The 13,518-nt window shown below is 58.6% G+C and carries 13 protein-coding genes; 8 read left to right on the forward strand and 5 right to left on the reverse strand.

The annotated features are described in order from the left end of the window. Positions 1-91: 91 nt before the first annotated feature. The 3 genes from ACZ5FP_RS01460 to ACZ5FP_RS01470 are packed head-to-tail and all read left to right on the forward strand — an operon-like array spanning position 92 to position 5,593. On the forward strand, positions 92-877 hold the full coding sequence (locus ACZ5FP_RS01460; RefSeq protein WP_464661699.1) for an ImuA family protein: 786 nt from the start codon (positions 92-94) through the stop codon (positions 875-877). After that, positions 786-2,342 carry a Y-family DNA polymerase gene (locus tag ACZ5FP_RS01465; protein ID WP_464661700.1) on the forward strand — a complete coding sequence of 519 codons (1,557 nt, stop codon included), beginning with the start codon at positions 786-788 and terminating at the stop codon, positions 2,340-2,342. Before ACZ5FP_RS01460 ends, ACZ5FP_RS01465 begins: the two co-directional genes overlap by 92 nt. Continuing rightward, positions 2,342-5,593, forward strand: coding sequence for an error-prone DNA polymerase (locus ACZ5FP_RS01470; protein ID WP_464661702.1), 3,252 nt, complete (start codon positions 2,342-2,344; stop codon positions 5,591-5,593). The genes ACZ5FP_RS01465 and ACZ5FP_RS01470 overlap by 1 nt, the downstream gene beginning before the upstream one ends. Positions 5,594-5,601: 8 nt before the next feature. Here ACZ5FP_RS01470 and ACZ5FP_RS01475 read toward each other — a convergent pair whose 3' ends face one another. The 4 genes from ACZ5FP_RS01475 to ACZ5FP_RS01490 form a co-directional block, all read right to left on the reverse strand. Continuing rightward, positions 5,602-5,844 (reverse strand): hypothetical protein, encoded by a 243-nt coding sequence (locus ACZ5FP_RS01475; protein WP_464661704.1) that lies wholly within the window; start codon positions 5,842-5,844, stop codon positions 5,602-5,604. Positions 5,845-5,911: 67 nt separating this feature from the next. Further along, entirely contained in the window at positions 5,912-6,718 is an 807-nt protein-coding gene (locus ACZ5FP_RS01480; RefSeq protein ID WP_464661705.1) for a transglutaminase-like domain-containing protein, read from the reverse strand. A 125-nt stretch (positions 6,719-6,843) separates the two neighbouring features. After that, a complete protein-coding gene (locus tag ACZ5FP_RS01485; protein ID WP_223613774.1) occupies positions 6,844-7,035 on the reverse strand; it encodes a CsbD family protein in 192 nt (63 codons plus the stop codon). A 252-nt stretch (positions 7,036-7,287) separates the two neighbouring features. Further along, the gene (locus tag ACZ5FP_RS01490; RefSeq protein ID WP_464661707.1) at positions 7,288-9,243 is read right to left on the reverse strand and encodes an AI-2E family transporter; all 1,956 of its coding nucleotides are present in this window, start codon (positions 9,241-9,243) and stop codon (positions 7,288-7,290) included. Between the two features lie 227 nt (positions 9,244-9,470). Here ACZ5FP_RS01490 and ACZ5FP_RS01495 point away from each other — a divergent pair, with 227 nt between their 5' ends. The 4 genes from ACZ5FP_RS01495 (at position 9,471) to ACZ5FP_RS01510 (ending at position 11,639) form a co-directional block, all read left to right on the forward strand. Then, positions 9,471-9,629: a DUF3309 family protein gene (locus tag ACZ5FP_RS01495; protein ID WP_346306306.1), complete on the forward strand. Its 159-nt coding sequence runs from the start codon at positions 9,471-9,473 to the stop codon at positions 9,627-9,629. 224 nt (positions 9,630-9,853) lie between these two features. Beyond that, a complete protein-coding gene (locus tag ACZ5FP_RS01500; protein WP_464661710.1) occupies positions 9,854-10,726 on the forward strand; it encodes a PRC-barrel domain-containing protein in 873 nt (290 codons plus the stop codon). 126 nt (positions 10,727-10,852) lie between these two features. After that, on the forward strand, positions 10,853-11,191 hold the full coding sequence (locus tag ACZ5FP_RS01505) for an ElaB/YgaM/YqjD family protein (protein ID WP_223613778.1): 339 nt from the start codon (positions 10,853-10,855) through the stop codon (positions 11,189-11,191). A gap of 1 nt (position 11,192) precedes the next feature. Continuing rightward, the gene (locus ACZ5FP_RS01510) at positions 11,193-11,639 is read left to right on the forward strand and encodes a hypothetical protein (protein WP_464661712.1); all 447 of its coding nucleotides are present in this window, start codon (positions 11,193-11,195) and stop codon (positions 11,637-11,639) included. Here the strand turns inward: ACZ5FP_RS01510 and ACZ5FP_RS01515 are convergent. Next, the gene (locus ACZ5FP_RS01515) at positions 11,619-13,073 is read right to left on the reverse strand and encodes an HWE histidine kinase domain-containing protein (RefSeq protein ID WP_464661714.1); all 1,455 of its coding nucleotides are present in this window, start codon (positions 13,071-13,073) and stop codon (positions 11,619-11,621) included. The two genes, ACZ5FP_RS01510 and ACZ5FP_RS01515, sit on opposite strands and share 21 nt — an antisense overlap. 222 nt (positions 13,074-13,295) lie before the next feature. Between ACZ5FP_RS01515 and ACZ5FP_RS01520 the strand changes: the two genes are divergently transcribed. Next, complete coding sequence (locus tag ACZ5FP_RS01520; RefSeq protein ID WP_464661716.1) at positions 13,296-13,517, forward strand: hypothetical protein; 222 nt, start codon at positions 13,296-13,298, stop codon at positions 13,515-13,517. Position 13,518: the final 1 nt, after the last annotated feature.

Here is a 13,518-nt window from a genome sequence, read left to right on the forward strand (position 1 = left end):
ATATATTACGTCCCTCCATGGACTCCGCTTGACTCTTTGGCCGAATGGATTCCATAATAGAACATATCATGAACATTCAGGGGAAACCGTGGTGACAACCGTCGACCTTACGGCGTTGCGGCGCGACATCGCGTCTTTAAGCGAGCGGAATGCGCTGGAAGCGCAGGCGCCGCGCAGTGCCTTTGGTTTTGGCGACAGAAGCATCGACAGGGTGCTTGGCAAGGGATTGCAACGCGGCGCGCTGCATGAGGTTTTTTCGGCGGAAATGCACGATGCGGGCGCAGCGACGGGCTTCGTCATCGCCCTTGCCCTGCGCTCATCCAGCGCCCGGAGCCCTCTTATCTGGCTGGAAGAGGATTTTGCCGCGCAGGAACATGGTTTTCCCTATGCGCCGGGGTTGAAGCATCTCGGGCTTGATCCGCAGCGGCTCGTCATCGTGCGCTGTTCGTCGCCGCAGGATGTGCTGAAAGCCGCATCGGACAGCCTTGGCATCCGCGGAACGGGCGCGGTCATCATAGCGCCGTGGAGCAATCCGAAATGCCTCGACCTGACAGCCACGCGCAAATTGCTGCTGACCGCCCAGCAGACGGGCGCGCCCGCCTTCCTGCTGCGGCTCGGTGCCGTTCCAATCGACAATTCCGCCGTGACCCGCTGGATGATCCGCTCGAACGCGTCGCGGTCGAGCGGCGCCAATGCGCCGGGTCACCCGGTGTTTGACGCCACCCTTATACGCAACAGGCAGGGCATGACAGGCCATTGGATCCTGCAATGGGAGAGTGACAATCATGTTTTCAGACAGATCGAACCGGTTTCTGGCGCTGTGGTTTCCACACCTGCCCACCGACCGCCTCAAACGCGAAAATCCGCAACGGGCTGAGTCCGGACAGTTCCTGATTGTCGTCGACAAAGTCGCCAATGCCTTGCGCCTGACAGCCCTTGACGAACGTGCCGCCAAGGCAGGCCTGTTCAAGACCATGGCTTTGACCGACGCCCGGGCGCAGTTTGAAAATCTCGATATTGCCTTCGCTTCACCGCGCAAGGACGCCGCCCTCTTGGAGAAACTCGCTGACTGGTGCGACCGCTACACGCCACTGGTCGCACTCGACGGCCCCGATGGGCTTATGCTTGATATCACCGGCTGCGTGCATCTCTTCGGTGACGAGCATCAATTGCGCCGGGACATCCACCAGCGCTTGAGCCAGCATGGCGTTGTGGTCCGCTCGGCCATTGCTGGCAATGCTGCGGCAGCCCACGCATTTGCCCGTCATTCACCGGGAGATGTGATCGGGGATTCCGCGCTCAAGGAAAAATTGCGGCGGTTGCGCCTCGTCAGCCTCGAGATCGAGGATGTTCATCTGGCCGGTCTGAAGAGGGCCGGACTGCGCACGGTCGGCGATGTCGAAGTGCTTCCCCGCGCCGCCCTTGCCGCGCGTTTCGGCGCCGGGCTGGTCGATCGCCTCGATGCTCTTTTCGGCTATGCGCACCACCCGATCTCCCCCCGGCGCATCGTACCCGCCTGCATGGTCGAGCGGCGCATGGCCGAGCCTCTGATTGTCATGGACAGCGTTGAGCTGGTGCTGCATGCGCTTGGCGATGAACTTTTCCGGCAGCTGCAGCAGCGTGTCGAGGGCGCGCGGGAAGTCGAGGCTTCGTTTTTCCGCGTCGATGGTGAGGTCAGGCGGATCGGCATTCAGGCCGGCCGGCCGCTGACCGACACCAAAACCCTGTTCAGGCTGCTGAAGGAGCGGCTCACCACCCTCGCAGAACCGCTTGATGCCGGTTACGGCTTTGACATCATCCGTCTTGCGGCGGTGCGGGCCGAGCGAACCCAAACCATGCAGAAAAGCCTCGACAGCACTGTTCAGGAAACCGAAGAGATCGGCGGGCTGATCGACCGCCTGTCCATTCGTCTCGGCACCAGCCGGGTTCTGCGTCCGCACCCCGTCGACACGCATATTCCCGAGCGCGCCGTTTCACTGGAACCGGCTGTTCAGACCACCGCAAATCTGCCGGTCGAATGGGCGCCCGTTCAGCACCCGGGCGAGCCGCCCGAGCGCCCGGTCCGGCTGTTCCAGCCGCCGGAACAGATTGAAACCACGGCAGGAATTCCCGACGGCGCCCCGGCACAATTCGTCTGGCGGCGGGTCCGGCACAATATCGTCCTGGCCGAAGGGCCGGAGCGCATCGCGCCGGAATGGTGGCGGGAACATGCCGGCGCGCTGACACGGGATTATTATCGCCTCGAAGACAATCAGGGGCATCGTTTCTGGGTCTTCCGCGAAGGCCTGTATGAGCGCGGGCAGACCACCCCGCGCTGGTATCTGCATGGGCTTTTTGCCTGATGCCCGGCTACACGGAACTTGCCGTCACCAGCAATTTCTCCTTTCTCGAAGGCGCCTCGCAGCCGGAGGAATTGGTGCAGACAGCAGCATTGCTCGGCCTTGAAGGCATTGGCATCGCCGACCGCAACACGCTTGCTGGGGTTGTCCGGGCCTACAAGGCGCATCAGGAACTGACGGAGGAGCAGGGAATAAAGCTCAACCTCTTTATCGGCTGCCGGCTGACGTTCATCGATGGCACGCCCGATCTGGTCGTCTATCCGCGCGACCGCCCGGCTTATGGGCAGCTGTGCCGCCTTTTGAGCGAGGGGAAGACGCGGGCTGAGATCAAGGGCGAGTGCCATCTGGTGCTGGAGGACTTCCTTTTCCGCGCCAAGGATTTCCAGACGGTGGTCATGCCATCAGGACAGCCGGATGAAGATCTCGGACCTGTACTGAAAAAACTAAGCGTCGTCGCGTCGGGATGTGTCTGGCTTGGTCTTGCCATGTCTTACGAAGGCGCTGACCGGCGTCATGGCGAAAAGCTGGAGCGTATCGCCACTACAGCCGGTGTTCCGCTGCTGGCGGTCAACAATGTGCTCTACCACACAGCTTCCCGCCGCCCCCTGCAGGATGTGCTGACCTGCATCCGGGACCACGTCACCATTGATACGGCCGGGCGAAGGCTGGAGAAGAACGCGGAAAGGCATCTGAAATCAGCGGAAGAAATGCAGCATCTCTTCCGGCATTTTCCCTTAGCCATTGAGGAAATCCGCCGTTTCACCGCGCCGGTCACCTTCTCCCTTGGTGAACTGCAATACCATTATCCCGATGAACCCGTGCCGCCGGGCAAAACCCCGCAGCAGCATCTGGCTGACGAGACATGGAAGGGCGCGGCGAAACGGTATCCCGACGGCATTCCGGAAATGGTCCGCGACCTCCTGAACAAGGAACTGACACTGATCGCAACATTGGGATATGCGCCGTATTTCCTGACGGTGCATGATATCGTCACCTATGCGCAGTCGCAGAATATCCTGTGCCAGGGCCGGGGTTCGTCCGCCAATTCAGCCGTCTGCTATTGCCTGCACATCACGGCTGTCGATCCGACGAACGGCAATGCGCTGTTCGAACGCTTTCTCTCGGCCGAGCGCAAGGAACCACCCGATATCGATGTCGACTTCGAACACGAGCGCCGCGAGGAAATCATGCAATGGGTTTACAAGCGCTACGGCCGGGACCGCGCAGCCATCGTCGCGACCGTGATCAGCTATCGCCCGCGCAGCGCCATCCGCGATGTCGGCAAGGCCCTGGGGCTGACCGAAGATGTGACGGCGGCGCTTGCCAATACGGTCTGGGGCAGTTGGGGCTCCACCGTGGACCGGCAGCATGTGCGGCAGGCGGGTCTTGACCCCGACAACATCATGATCCGCCGTGCCGTCAAACTGGCAACGGAACTGCTCGGTTTTCCGCGCCATCTCTCGCAACACGTCGGCGGCTTCGTCCTGACACGGGAGCGGCTTGATGAAACCGTTCCCATCGGCCCTGCGGCCATGGAGGACCGTTCCTTCATCGAGTGGGACAAGGACGATATCGATACGCTCCGGATCATGAAGGTCGATGTGCTGTCACTCGGCATGCTGACATGCATCCGCAAAGCTTTCGATCTCATTCATCTGCATAAGGGGGGCGAGCGCTTAGAACTTGCGACTGTCCCGCAAGGCGATCTGAAGGTCTACGACATGCTCTGCAAGGCGGACTCCCTTGGGGTGTTTCAGGTGGAAAGCCGCGCTCAGATGAACATGCTGCCGCGCCTGCGCCCGAGGAAATTTTATGATCTGGTCATCGAGGTCGCCATTGTGCGCCCGGGTCCGATTCAAGGCGACATGGTTCATCCCTACCTGCGGCGCCGCAAAGGCATAGAAAATATCCATTTTCCGTCACCTTCTCCCGAGCATGGCGATAAGGACGAACTGAAAAAGGTTCTAGAAAAAACCCTCGGTGTTCCTCTGTTTCAGGAGCAGGCCATGCGCATTGCCATTGAAGCGGCAGGGTTCACCCCCGATGAGGCCAACAAGCTCCGCAGCGCCATGGCAACATTCCGCAATCGCGGCACCATTCACAAAATGCAGGAGCAGATGGTCGAGGGCATGGTACGCCGCGGCTATGAGCGCAGCTTTGCCGAAAACTGCTTCAACCAGATCAAGGGTTTCGGTGAATATGGTTTCCCGGAAAGCCATGCGGCAAGTTTTGCCATTCTCGTCTACATTTCTTCCTGGATCAAATACCACCATCCGGAAGTGTTTGCCGCCGCTCTTCTGAATTCGCAGCCCATGGGCTTTTATGCCCCGGCCCAGATCATCCGTGACGCCCGCGATCACGATGTCGAAGTGCGTCCTGTCGATGTCAATTTCAGCGAATGGGACAACACGCTGGAAAAGAAAAGCCGTGGAAATCCTGCCATGCGCATGGGCTTTCGGCAGGTCGACGGCTTCTCGAAAGCCTGGGCCGACGAAATTTGCGCAAAGCGGAAAAAGCCCTATGCGGACATTGAAGAGGTTCGCCGTCTGACGCGACTGGAGCGCCGCGCCTTTGTCCTGCTCGCCGATGCGGATGCGTTTCGCTCGTTAGCCATTGACCGGCGCGAAGCACTCTGGGCCGTGCGCAGATTTCCCGACAATACAACCCTGCCACTCTTCCAGATTGCCGAAACCAACGAACTTGCAGTCGAAGCGCAGACACGGTTGCCGACTATGCAGATGGCTGAACATGTCATTGCCGACTATGAATCCTTCCGGCTATCGCTCAAGGGGCACCCCATGCAGTTTCTGCGGGACTTGCTTGGCCGTGAAGGCGTCGTGACCTGCAGACAGGCCACTGCTCTAGCCAGCAACAGGCGCGTCAAGCTTGCCGGCGTGGTCACGGTCCGCCAGAGGCCGGGCAGCGCCAAAGGTGTTGTCTTCATGACGATCGAGGATGAAACCGGCATTGCCAACATCATCGTCTGGGCGAAGACAATGGCGGCATACCGCAAGGAAGTGATGAGTTCCCGCCTCATCCTGATCGAGGGAACGGTCCAGAGCAGCGATAACGTCACGCATATCGTTGCCCGCAAACTGATTGACCGCACGGCGGATCTGTATCGGCTTTCGGAACAACTGCCGCCCTTGCCGGTATCGCATGCCGATGAAGTGGTCCATCCGGTTCCCGATCAACCGAGAGCCCGTCATCCGCGCAAGGTCCGGATTCTGCCAAAATCCCGGGATTTTCATTGAGTCGCAGCCTAGGCCCGCTTGATATCCTTGGCCAATGCAGCCCGGTCAATGGCGGCGATCATGCAAATTTCCAGATCGCCCAAGCCATCCAGAATCTCTTCCCTTGAAATACCGGCGGCTTCCGCTGCGGCGGTGCATTTGGCGACCAGTTGTTTGGGCCTTGGATCATGATGCGCCATATCCGCCGGACGCGTGGCATGAACATTGGCTTCTATCCAGCTATTGACGAAATCAATCGCACGTTGGCTCATGCTTTCCTCCTGTATATCACCAGTCAAAACTGCTGGCAGCGGAGAAGGTTGCGAAAAAAGCAGGATATCACACCGCCTCTTCAGCCCAAACCGTGAATTTTGTCAGCACATTGGGACCAAAAATATTGGTCAATGGAACATCCGCCGCATCCCTTCCGTGCGCCACCTTGATCCGTCCGATACGGGGCTTGTTGTTGCGCGGATCGAACGCATGCCACTGCCCACCCAGATAGACTTCCATCCAGGCGCAGAAATCCATCGCCGAATGGGGCGGCGGTACGCCGATATCGGTGATATAGCCCGTGCTATAGCGCGTTGGAATATTGAGACACCGGCAAAAAGCCACGGCCAGATGGGTAAAATCCCGGCAAACGCCTCGGCCTTCCGCATAGCCCGATGCGGCGGTCCGTGTCGGATTGGAAAACGCATAGCCGAATGTGATGTGATTATGGACGTAGTCGCAAACGGCTTGCACGCGTTGCCAACCCTCTGGCGTATTGCCGAACAGCCGCCATGCTTCTTCGCTCAAGACATCTGTCTCGCAATAGCGGCTGCCCAGGAGATAGACCAGTGTCTCCGCAGGCAAGTCCTGCACGCGGTGCTGAACAGCCTCCAGCACGACAGGATCCGGCATACCGCTATCGCGGACAATTGCATTGGTCGAACAGATGAACGGACCGGGCGCAGCCAGGATGCGGTTGCACCAGTTGCCGAACTGGTCGTGATAGCCGTCGATGCTCGAACCGAATGTCGACTGGAATGTCTCGACGCCTTCAATGTCCTCGACGCGCGAATGGTGCACGTTCAAGATGGCAATCAAGGGTGTTTCCTGAACAAAATCAAAACGCAATTCACACCCGACATTCAGTCTCATGAACACATCCCCATCAACCTATAAGAATATCGCTTTTTGAAAATCGCAGATCAGCACGACAGACTATCGCGCAAAAAGCAACCGGCTCGATTGCGAGCCGGTTCAAACTTCAGCCATTGGAACAGTCAAGCGCGGTCAACGACCTTCTTCACGGCATCCTTGGCCTTGCCCTTCATCTCTTGGGCATCGCCCTTCAGTTCCTGAGCCTTGCCTTCGGCCTGCAGCTTCTTGGAGCCTGTTACCTTGCCCGCTGCCTGTTTGATGTTGCCAGCGGCTTTGTTGGCAAGCCCGGAAATCTTGTCACCTGTGCTACCCATCGGTACACTCCTTGAATGTTCACTCACCAGAGATAAACGGGCGATGACGCTTCCGGTTCCCGTGAAATCGAGAATACTTAAAATATTGAATTAAAAGGATAATTCTTCAGATCAAAGCAAAAACCCGGTGCCCACGGGGGAACAGGCACCGGGTTCAGAATGTGCCGGTCAACGTGTAACCAGCTTCTGCGAAACGTCACAGAGTCATCTTGGTTCCCATCCGCGGGAAGGCTTTCCCGAATATCCCGGATATCACCCGGCAACCTGTTTGATGGCCGCTTCGATGTTCGAGGCAAAATAGCAGTTTCGGCTTGATCCAACGATCTTGTCACCTTCAACAGTGCCCGCATCCTCGGCCCAGAAGCCGACAATGATTTTGATACGCGCATTCCGCCTGCGAATGCGGCGGACGAGATAACGGGCATGGGCCACTGAAGACATATTGAGATAGCTGATATAGATCGCACTCGCATCGGCAAGGTCGAGCTTGCCGATATTCACGGCTTCAAGCTCGTCATGCGTGATGTCGCGAACCTCGAAGTCACCCCGCTCCAGGATATCGCCAATGATCACCGCTGCCGCGTCGTCGAGATCGCCTCGCCCACCCGCTGAAATGATCGTCCTTGGTTCTTCGCTCTTGCTGCGCCTGCTCTTGGCCGGTTCGACGTGATCTTCATCATCCTCGCCTTGCACGTCCTGATGTTCCGAGAGATTTTCCACAAGGCGTATCATGCTTTGTGCCACCCGGCTGCGACGCGAAGCATCCAGCACGCCCCGTCCCCGGTCATGCTCGGCGAGAAACAGCGCAGGGACAGCAACGGACGCGTAGTAATCCGCAATCGCCGAAGACTGCAGATAGTCTTCCGCTTTTTCCGTCGCCTCGTCGGGATCGCCGGACAACAACCGCTGATAAAGCTGTTGCGGCGGTGACAGCACCGGTTCATTGCCAAGCAGCACATCCAGGAACTCGAAGCGCGGCACGTGACGCCCGAGCACCACGAGACAGACCGTCAGCGGCGTGGAAAGCAGCAGCCCGATCGGGCCCCATATCCAGGTCCAGACAATCGCCGCAAGCAGGATGGCCACCGGCGAGAGCCCGGTCCTCGAGCCATAGAGCACCGGCTCCATGACATTGTTGCTGATCAACTCGAGAACGATGAACAAGGCGGCGGTCCACAACAGGAGCATCCAGCCGGGGTCGACCGCCAACGCAAGCATGAGCGGGAAAGATGCGGCAATGAATGGTCCGATATAGGGCACGAAACGCAGGGCGATGGCGAGAAGGCCCCACAGCATCGGATTGGGGATACCAATCAGCCAAAGACCGATGCCGATCGGGACACCAAAGCAGATATTGATCACAAGCTGCATCAGGAGATATTGCCCGACCCGCTTCCCCGCATCATGCAATGCCGTGGTCGTGCGGTGAATGTCGCTGGCTCCCACAAGCCGGATGAAGCGGTCACGCAGATCTTCCCGCCGCAGCAGCATGAAGATGACAAAGACAACGACAATGCCGACCGTTGCCAGCGGTTGAATCAAGGGCACGGCGACGGTTTGCAGCAATTGCAGGGGATCCGGGGCCGGATAACGGATTTCAACCGGAACGGGTTTATCCTGATCACCTTTCGCCAGGGGAGACTTGTTTTCTGCCTGATTGTTCGGCGTCACATTCTCAGGAGGTTGTTGTGCCTGTGTGCCCGCGCCGTTTTGTGCGGGAAACCGCTCCACTTCATCGGAGCGGCCTATTTCTTCATTGAGCCGTTTGAACATGCGCGCGCCGCGGTCAAAAATACCGTTACCGGACTGCGCGTCCTTGATGGTCCTGATCTTTGCCTCAATGTTGTATTGGTAGCTTGGCAGGTTTTGCGCCAGAACCGTAAGCTGCCCAACCACAATCGTAGCAAACAGGAATATGGCGATAAACGCGGTCAGCACCACGGCGATAACCGAAAGAATCTTCGGCACGCCGAAGCGGTGAAGCTGCGTGACCAGCGGCGACAAGGCAAAGGTCAAGAGCAGTGCCAGCGCCAGCGGGACAAAAATATCCCGGGCAAAATACAGCGCAGCGACCACCGCAATGGCCACAATGATGGGCGGGAACTGCATTCGCCCGTCGGTATCGGGAGGAGCAGGCGCATAAATTGACCTTTGACTGACGCGCTCGACGGCGCGCGGCGACGCCTCCCTTACATTCTCAGACGGCATAGCCAGCCCGCTTCTCCGAATTCATGAAAATCCCTCTCCGTTCAATGACACTCTGAAACGAAGCCGGCTGAATTTGGTTGCATGCCCCCCGCCAAGACCTGCGAAAACGACGCCCCCCCGTTCCTTCGCACTGCATGGAGCAGCATCGAAACGCTGCAGCGGCCGGAACAAAAATCGATATCGGAAGTTTCCAATGCATCGGGCCGCTCAAAGGAGAGAAGCAGAGAATGCCGGTGACAACGATCCTGATCATCATTCTGATACTGGCGCTGATCGGCGTGTTTCCAAGCTGGCCCCACGCGCGGGCATGGGGTTACGGCCCTTCCGGTTTGCTTGGGATTGTCCTGGTGATTCTGCTCATCTTGCTGCTTTTGGGCCGCATCTAACGGAACTGTTTGCACTCTGATTGCCCGGATCAGACCTGACGAAAGGATCGACACATTATGCTGCGTGGAGTTTTACTTTGGCTCATCGGCCTGCCAATACCGATCATCCTTATTCTCTGGTTCCTCGGCTATCTCTCGTAGGAACGTTGCGCGGCGCTGCCTTCATGCCGGCCATTGTCCCGGCGCTTCTTCACATCACGATATTATACAGGAATCCTATTCGCATGACCAAACGTCTCTTGATGACCACTGCCTTGATCACTGTCCTGGCGACATCCGGTTTCGCACAGGCCCAGGAACCCGGTTCGGCGGCAACGCACGGCATTTTCCACGACAAAAGCAAGCCGGCACAAAATGCCGGGCGCTATGTCAAATCTGCAGCCGGGCAAATCCTGGCTTCCGGCTTGATCGGTCAGAAAGTCTATAACGGTGCCAAGGACGATTCCGTCTCGATCGGCGCGGTCAAAGATCTGGTGCTTGACGCCAATGGCACGGCTGAGGCGGCAATCATCGGCGTTGGTGGATTTGTCGGCATCGGCGAGAAGGATGTGGCCGTTGGATTGGATGGCCTGGCCTGGGCTGACCGGGCGGACGGCACGCGTTGGCTCGTCATCGCCACCAGCAAGGAAGAGCTGGAAAAGGCGCCTGCCTTTGACAAGGCGGCCTTGCTCGACGGGCACCCCGCGGCGGATGTTCTGAAGCCGTCTCTTGCGCCTGCCAAGCCGGCACCGCAAGCCACGATGGCGACGCGTGACGGGCTGAAAGCTGTACCGGCAACCGCCGTCAGCGCGGAAAAATTGATCGGCACGACCGTCTATGGCTCGGATGACGAGACCCTTGGTTCCGTGGGCGACGCGTTGATGACCCCCGACGGTCAGGTGGAAGCCTTCGTCGTGGACGTCGGCGGTTTCCTTGGCCTGGGCAAGAAACCCATCGCCATTTCCATCGAGAATCTCGACCTCCTGTCGGACAAGGACGGCAAGATCGCCGTCTACACGCCCTTCACGAAGCAGCAGCTGCAGGCTCATCCCGCCTATAACGAGGAAGCCTACAAGGCCGACAGCGAGAAAATCCTGCTGCGCGGCAGTGCCGAATAACAGTGTTTGCAGCCCAATGTAGGCAGACCGCTGCGTGAGCAGCTGTCTGCGCTTCCGCATGGAACCAAACCGCATGCGGTGCGTTTCAATCCCTACGAAACTTATATTTCTCAAGGAGTTCCTTTAATGGCGTCAGTTTCTTCGAAAGTTCGCAAAGCCGTGGACGATGCAACGGAGTCCAACCCGGATCTGCAAGCTCAGGTTGCCGCTTTGAAAGAGGACATCGCGAACATTGCGGCAACACTCGCCAAGATTGGCAAGACCTCGGCAAAAGAGGCGAGCAGCAATGCATCCTCGACCTTCGAGAACGCCAGAGCACGCGGCGAAGACGCTCTGGATGAAATACGGTCTCAGGCCAAGGCGCTCGAGGATCAACTGACAGAGACCGTGCGCGAGAACCCGCTGACAACCGTTGCCGTCGCTGCGGGCGTGGGATTTCTTCTGGCTCTGATCGCCCGCCGCTGACATGCTGAAACTGCTGGCCCCCTTTCTGTCCAGTGCGGTTTCTGGAGAGCTCGGTTCCGCTGTGAGCCGGGCAAAGCGCCGTGCGGTCTTCCTCGCGCTGATCGGCATTCTGCTGGCGATTGCCGGCGTCTTCCTGCTCGTTGCGGGCTATATCGCGCTTTCTCGGCATTTCGGCGATGTGTACGCCGCCCTGATCCTGGCCGGCGGCGCGATCGTCCTTGCGCTTCTGGCCTACATCATCATGAAAGTTGCTGAAACGGTTGCCCGCAAGCGGCAGCGCGAGCGGTCAAAGGTCGATACGTCAACCCTGCTGACCGTCGCTGCACTTGCCGCTGCACCAACCGTCTTGAAATCGCGGGGGCTGTTGATGCTGGCCGTACCGGTCATCGCCTTTGCCGGACTTTCGCTTCTCACCAAGAAGAAGCCATCATCCAACGACAGCGGCTGACCCTTCCTTTATCGGCATCGAGATCAGAACTTCCATGCCGGTTTCGGGGTAACTCAACCGGACACTGCTCGACAGAACCTTGTCCAGGCTGCGTTCAATCAGCCGCTCGCCAAGCCCTCGGGCGGCGGGAGGTATGACGCGGGGGCCGTCGGATTCCACCCAGTGAATGACAACCCTGGATTCATCGAGCCCGGTTTCCGTCTGCCATGACACACGCACCCTCCCCCGCGCGGAGGACAGCGCACCATGCTTGGCCGCATTGGTGGCAAGTTCGTGCAACGCGATACCAAGTCCCAACGCGTGATCGGGCGGGAGAATCATGTCCTCGCCTTCCAGCACGACCTGGGCCGGATCATAGATCGCATAGGGCTCGACCTGCTTGGTGATGAGGTCAACGAGACTGATGCCGCTCCATTCACGATCGGACAAAAGCGTGTGTGCCTCGGAGATCGCCCGCAGCCGGCCGGAGAAAGCCTCCATGAATTCCGCCGGATCCGAGGTCCGGTTCAATGTCTGCCGCGCCAGCGATTGCAGCATGGCCAGTGTATTCTTGACCCGGTGGTTCAATTCCCGCAACAGCAGCCGGGTTTTCTCGGCGGCATTTCGCGTGCTGGTGATATCGATATTGACACCAACGGCTACCAGCGGCCTGCCGGCGGTATCCCGTTCAAAAACACGGCCGCGTCCGAGCAGCCACTGACCGGAGGATGCGGCGCGAAATTCGCCGACGTAATCCTGGTTATGTGCCATTGCGCGGGTGAACGCCGATTTCATCAATGGAAAATCATCCGGATGCATGGCGCGGAAAACATCTTCGCCGCTTATCGGCTTGTCATCGCTGAGGCCGAGCATGGAATAAGCCATCTTGTTGCCGGTGAATTTTCCGGTCTTCAGGTCCCAAACCCAGCTGCCGACATTCCCGACTTCCAGCGCCATATCATGGCGCAGTTCATCCCTGTTCAGGGTTTCGATGGACCGAACATTGCTTTGTGCATCGCACTTCATCTTGAGAAAGGAACCGGCAAGCCTGGCCACCTGCTTCAACTGGGATTGCAGCAGCGTGCTTGCCGTTTGTCCGGGTTGCGCCGAGGCGATGATAAGCGCAGCTACCCGCGCGCCACCGACCTCGACCGGCGTCGCTGCAACAAACCGCACATCGTTGCCGGCTGAGCCCGCCACGCCCCCGGAAAATCGCTTGTCTGCCGTCACATCGGGAACGACCAGTGATTCTCCCTCTGGCAAGACCAGCGCATTTGCGCCGAATACCCAGAAATCGGTGCGTCCCGCCGGCGCGTTTCCGGCCTGCGCCAGTATCCGGGTTTGCGTCTCACCGACTGCCACGATCAGCGCAACATCGGCATTCGAGAATGACAAAGCCAGAGAGGCCAGTCCGTGCAGCTCGCTTTCAGGCTGGAATTCAAGGCTGCTCAGCACGGAAACAGCGTCCAGACGAGCGGGTTCTGACAGAAATCCTGACATGTTTTCTGAAATTTGGTCTGACTTCATAGTCACATGACGCCCCTCATCGAGCCGTCCTTACTCTTAACGTTGAAACAGCTTCGATTATCAACGCAACGCATACTCCTTTGTTCCCCGCCCGGAACATTTAATAGCGCCCGTCGTTTCTGTTGCGTGAAGAATGCAAAGGAGAAATCTATGCGCGAAGCGAAGGACATTCTATCGGACACTAGTCTGGACCGGACCGTGAAAATCGAAAAGCTGCGGGAACTGCTCAGCGAAGCCAGGGGATTGCAGCGGGCAGCGACGGAAGGCGGAATGGACAATGAGGACGGCTCCACCCGGACCTTGCGCGACATCGAGCTTGCGCTGGAACAGCTGAAAGCCGACATGCCGGAAACCGGGGCGGCAACGCTCTGAC

Source organism: Phyllobacterium sp. T2-21, from assembly GCF_055378485.1.

Excerpts from the sequence above, each read along its gene's own strand:
- ACZ5FP_RS01470 (WP_464661702.1), top strand. The coding sequence starts at position 2,342 with ATGCCCGGCTACACGGAACTTGCCGTCACCAGCAATTTCTCCTTTCTC.
- ACZ5FP_RS01465 (WP_464661700.1), top strand. The coding sequence starts at position 786 with ATGTTTTCAGACAGATCGAACCGGTTTCTGGCGCTGTGGTTTCCACAC.
- ACZ5FP_RS01520 (WP_464661716.1), top strand. The coding sequence starts at position 13,296 with ATGCGCGAAGCGAAGGACATTCTATCGGACACTAGTCTGGACCGGACC.
- ACZ5FP_RS01490 (WP_464661707.1), bottom strand. The coding sequence starts at position 9,243 with ATGCCGTCTGAGAATGTAAGGGAGGCGTCGCCGCGCGCCGTCGAGCGC.
- ACZ5FP_RS01480 (WP_464661705.1), bottom strand. The coding sequence starts at position 6,718 with ATGAGACTGAATGTCGGGTGTGAATTGCGTTTTGATTTTGTTCAGGAA.
- ACZ5FP_RS01500 (WP_464661710.1), top strand. The coding sequence starts at position 9,854 with ATGACCAAACGTCTCTTGATGACCACTGCCTTGATCACTGTCCTGGCG.
- ACZ5FP_RS01475 (WP_464661704.1), bottom strand. The coding sequence starts at position 5,844 with ATGAGCCAACGTGCGATTGATTTCGTCAATAGCTGGATAGAAGCCAAT.
- ACZ5FP_RS01510 (WP_464661712.1), top strand. The coding sequence starts at position 11,193 with ATGCTGAAACTGCTGGCCCCCTTTCTGTCCAGTGCGGTTTCTGGAGAG.
- ACZ5FP_RS01485 (WP_223613774.1), bottom strand. The coding sequence starts at position 7,035 with ATGGGTAGCACAGGTGACAAGATTTCCGGGCTTGCCAACAAAGCCGCT.
- ACZ5FP_RS01495 (WP_346306306.1), top strand. The coding sequence starts at position 9,471 with ATGCCGGTGACAACGATCCTGATCATCATTCTGATACTGGCGCTGATC.
- ACZ5FP_RS01505 (WP_223613778.1), top strand. The coding sequence starts at position 10,853 with ATGGCGTCAGTTTCTTCGAAAGTTCGCAAAGCCGTGGACGATGCAACG.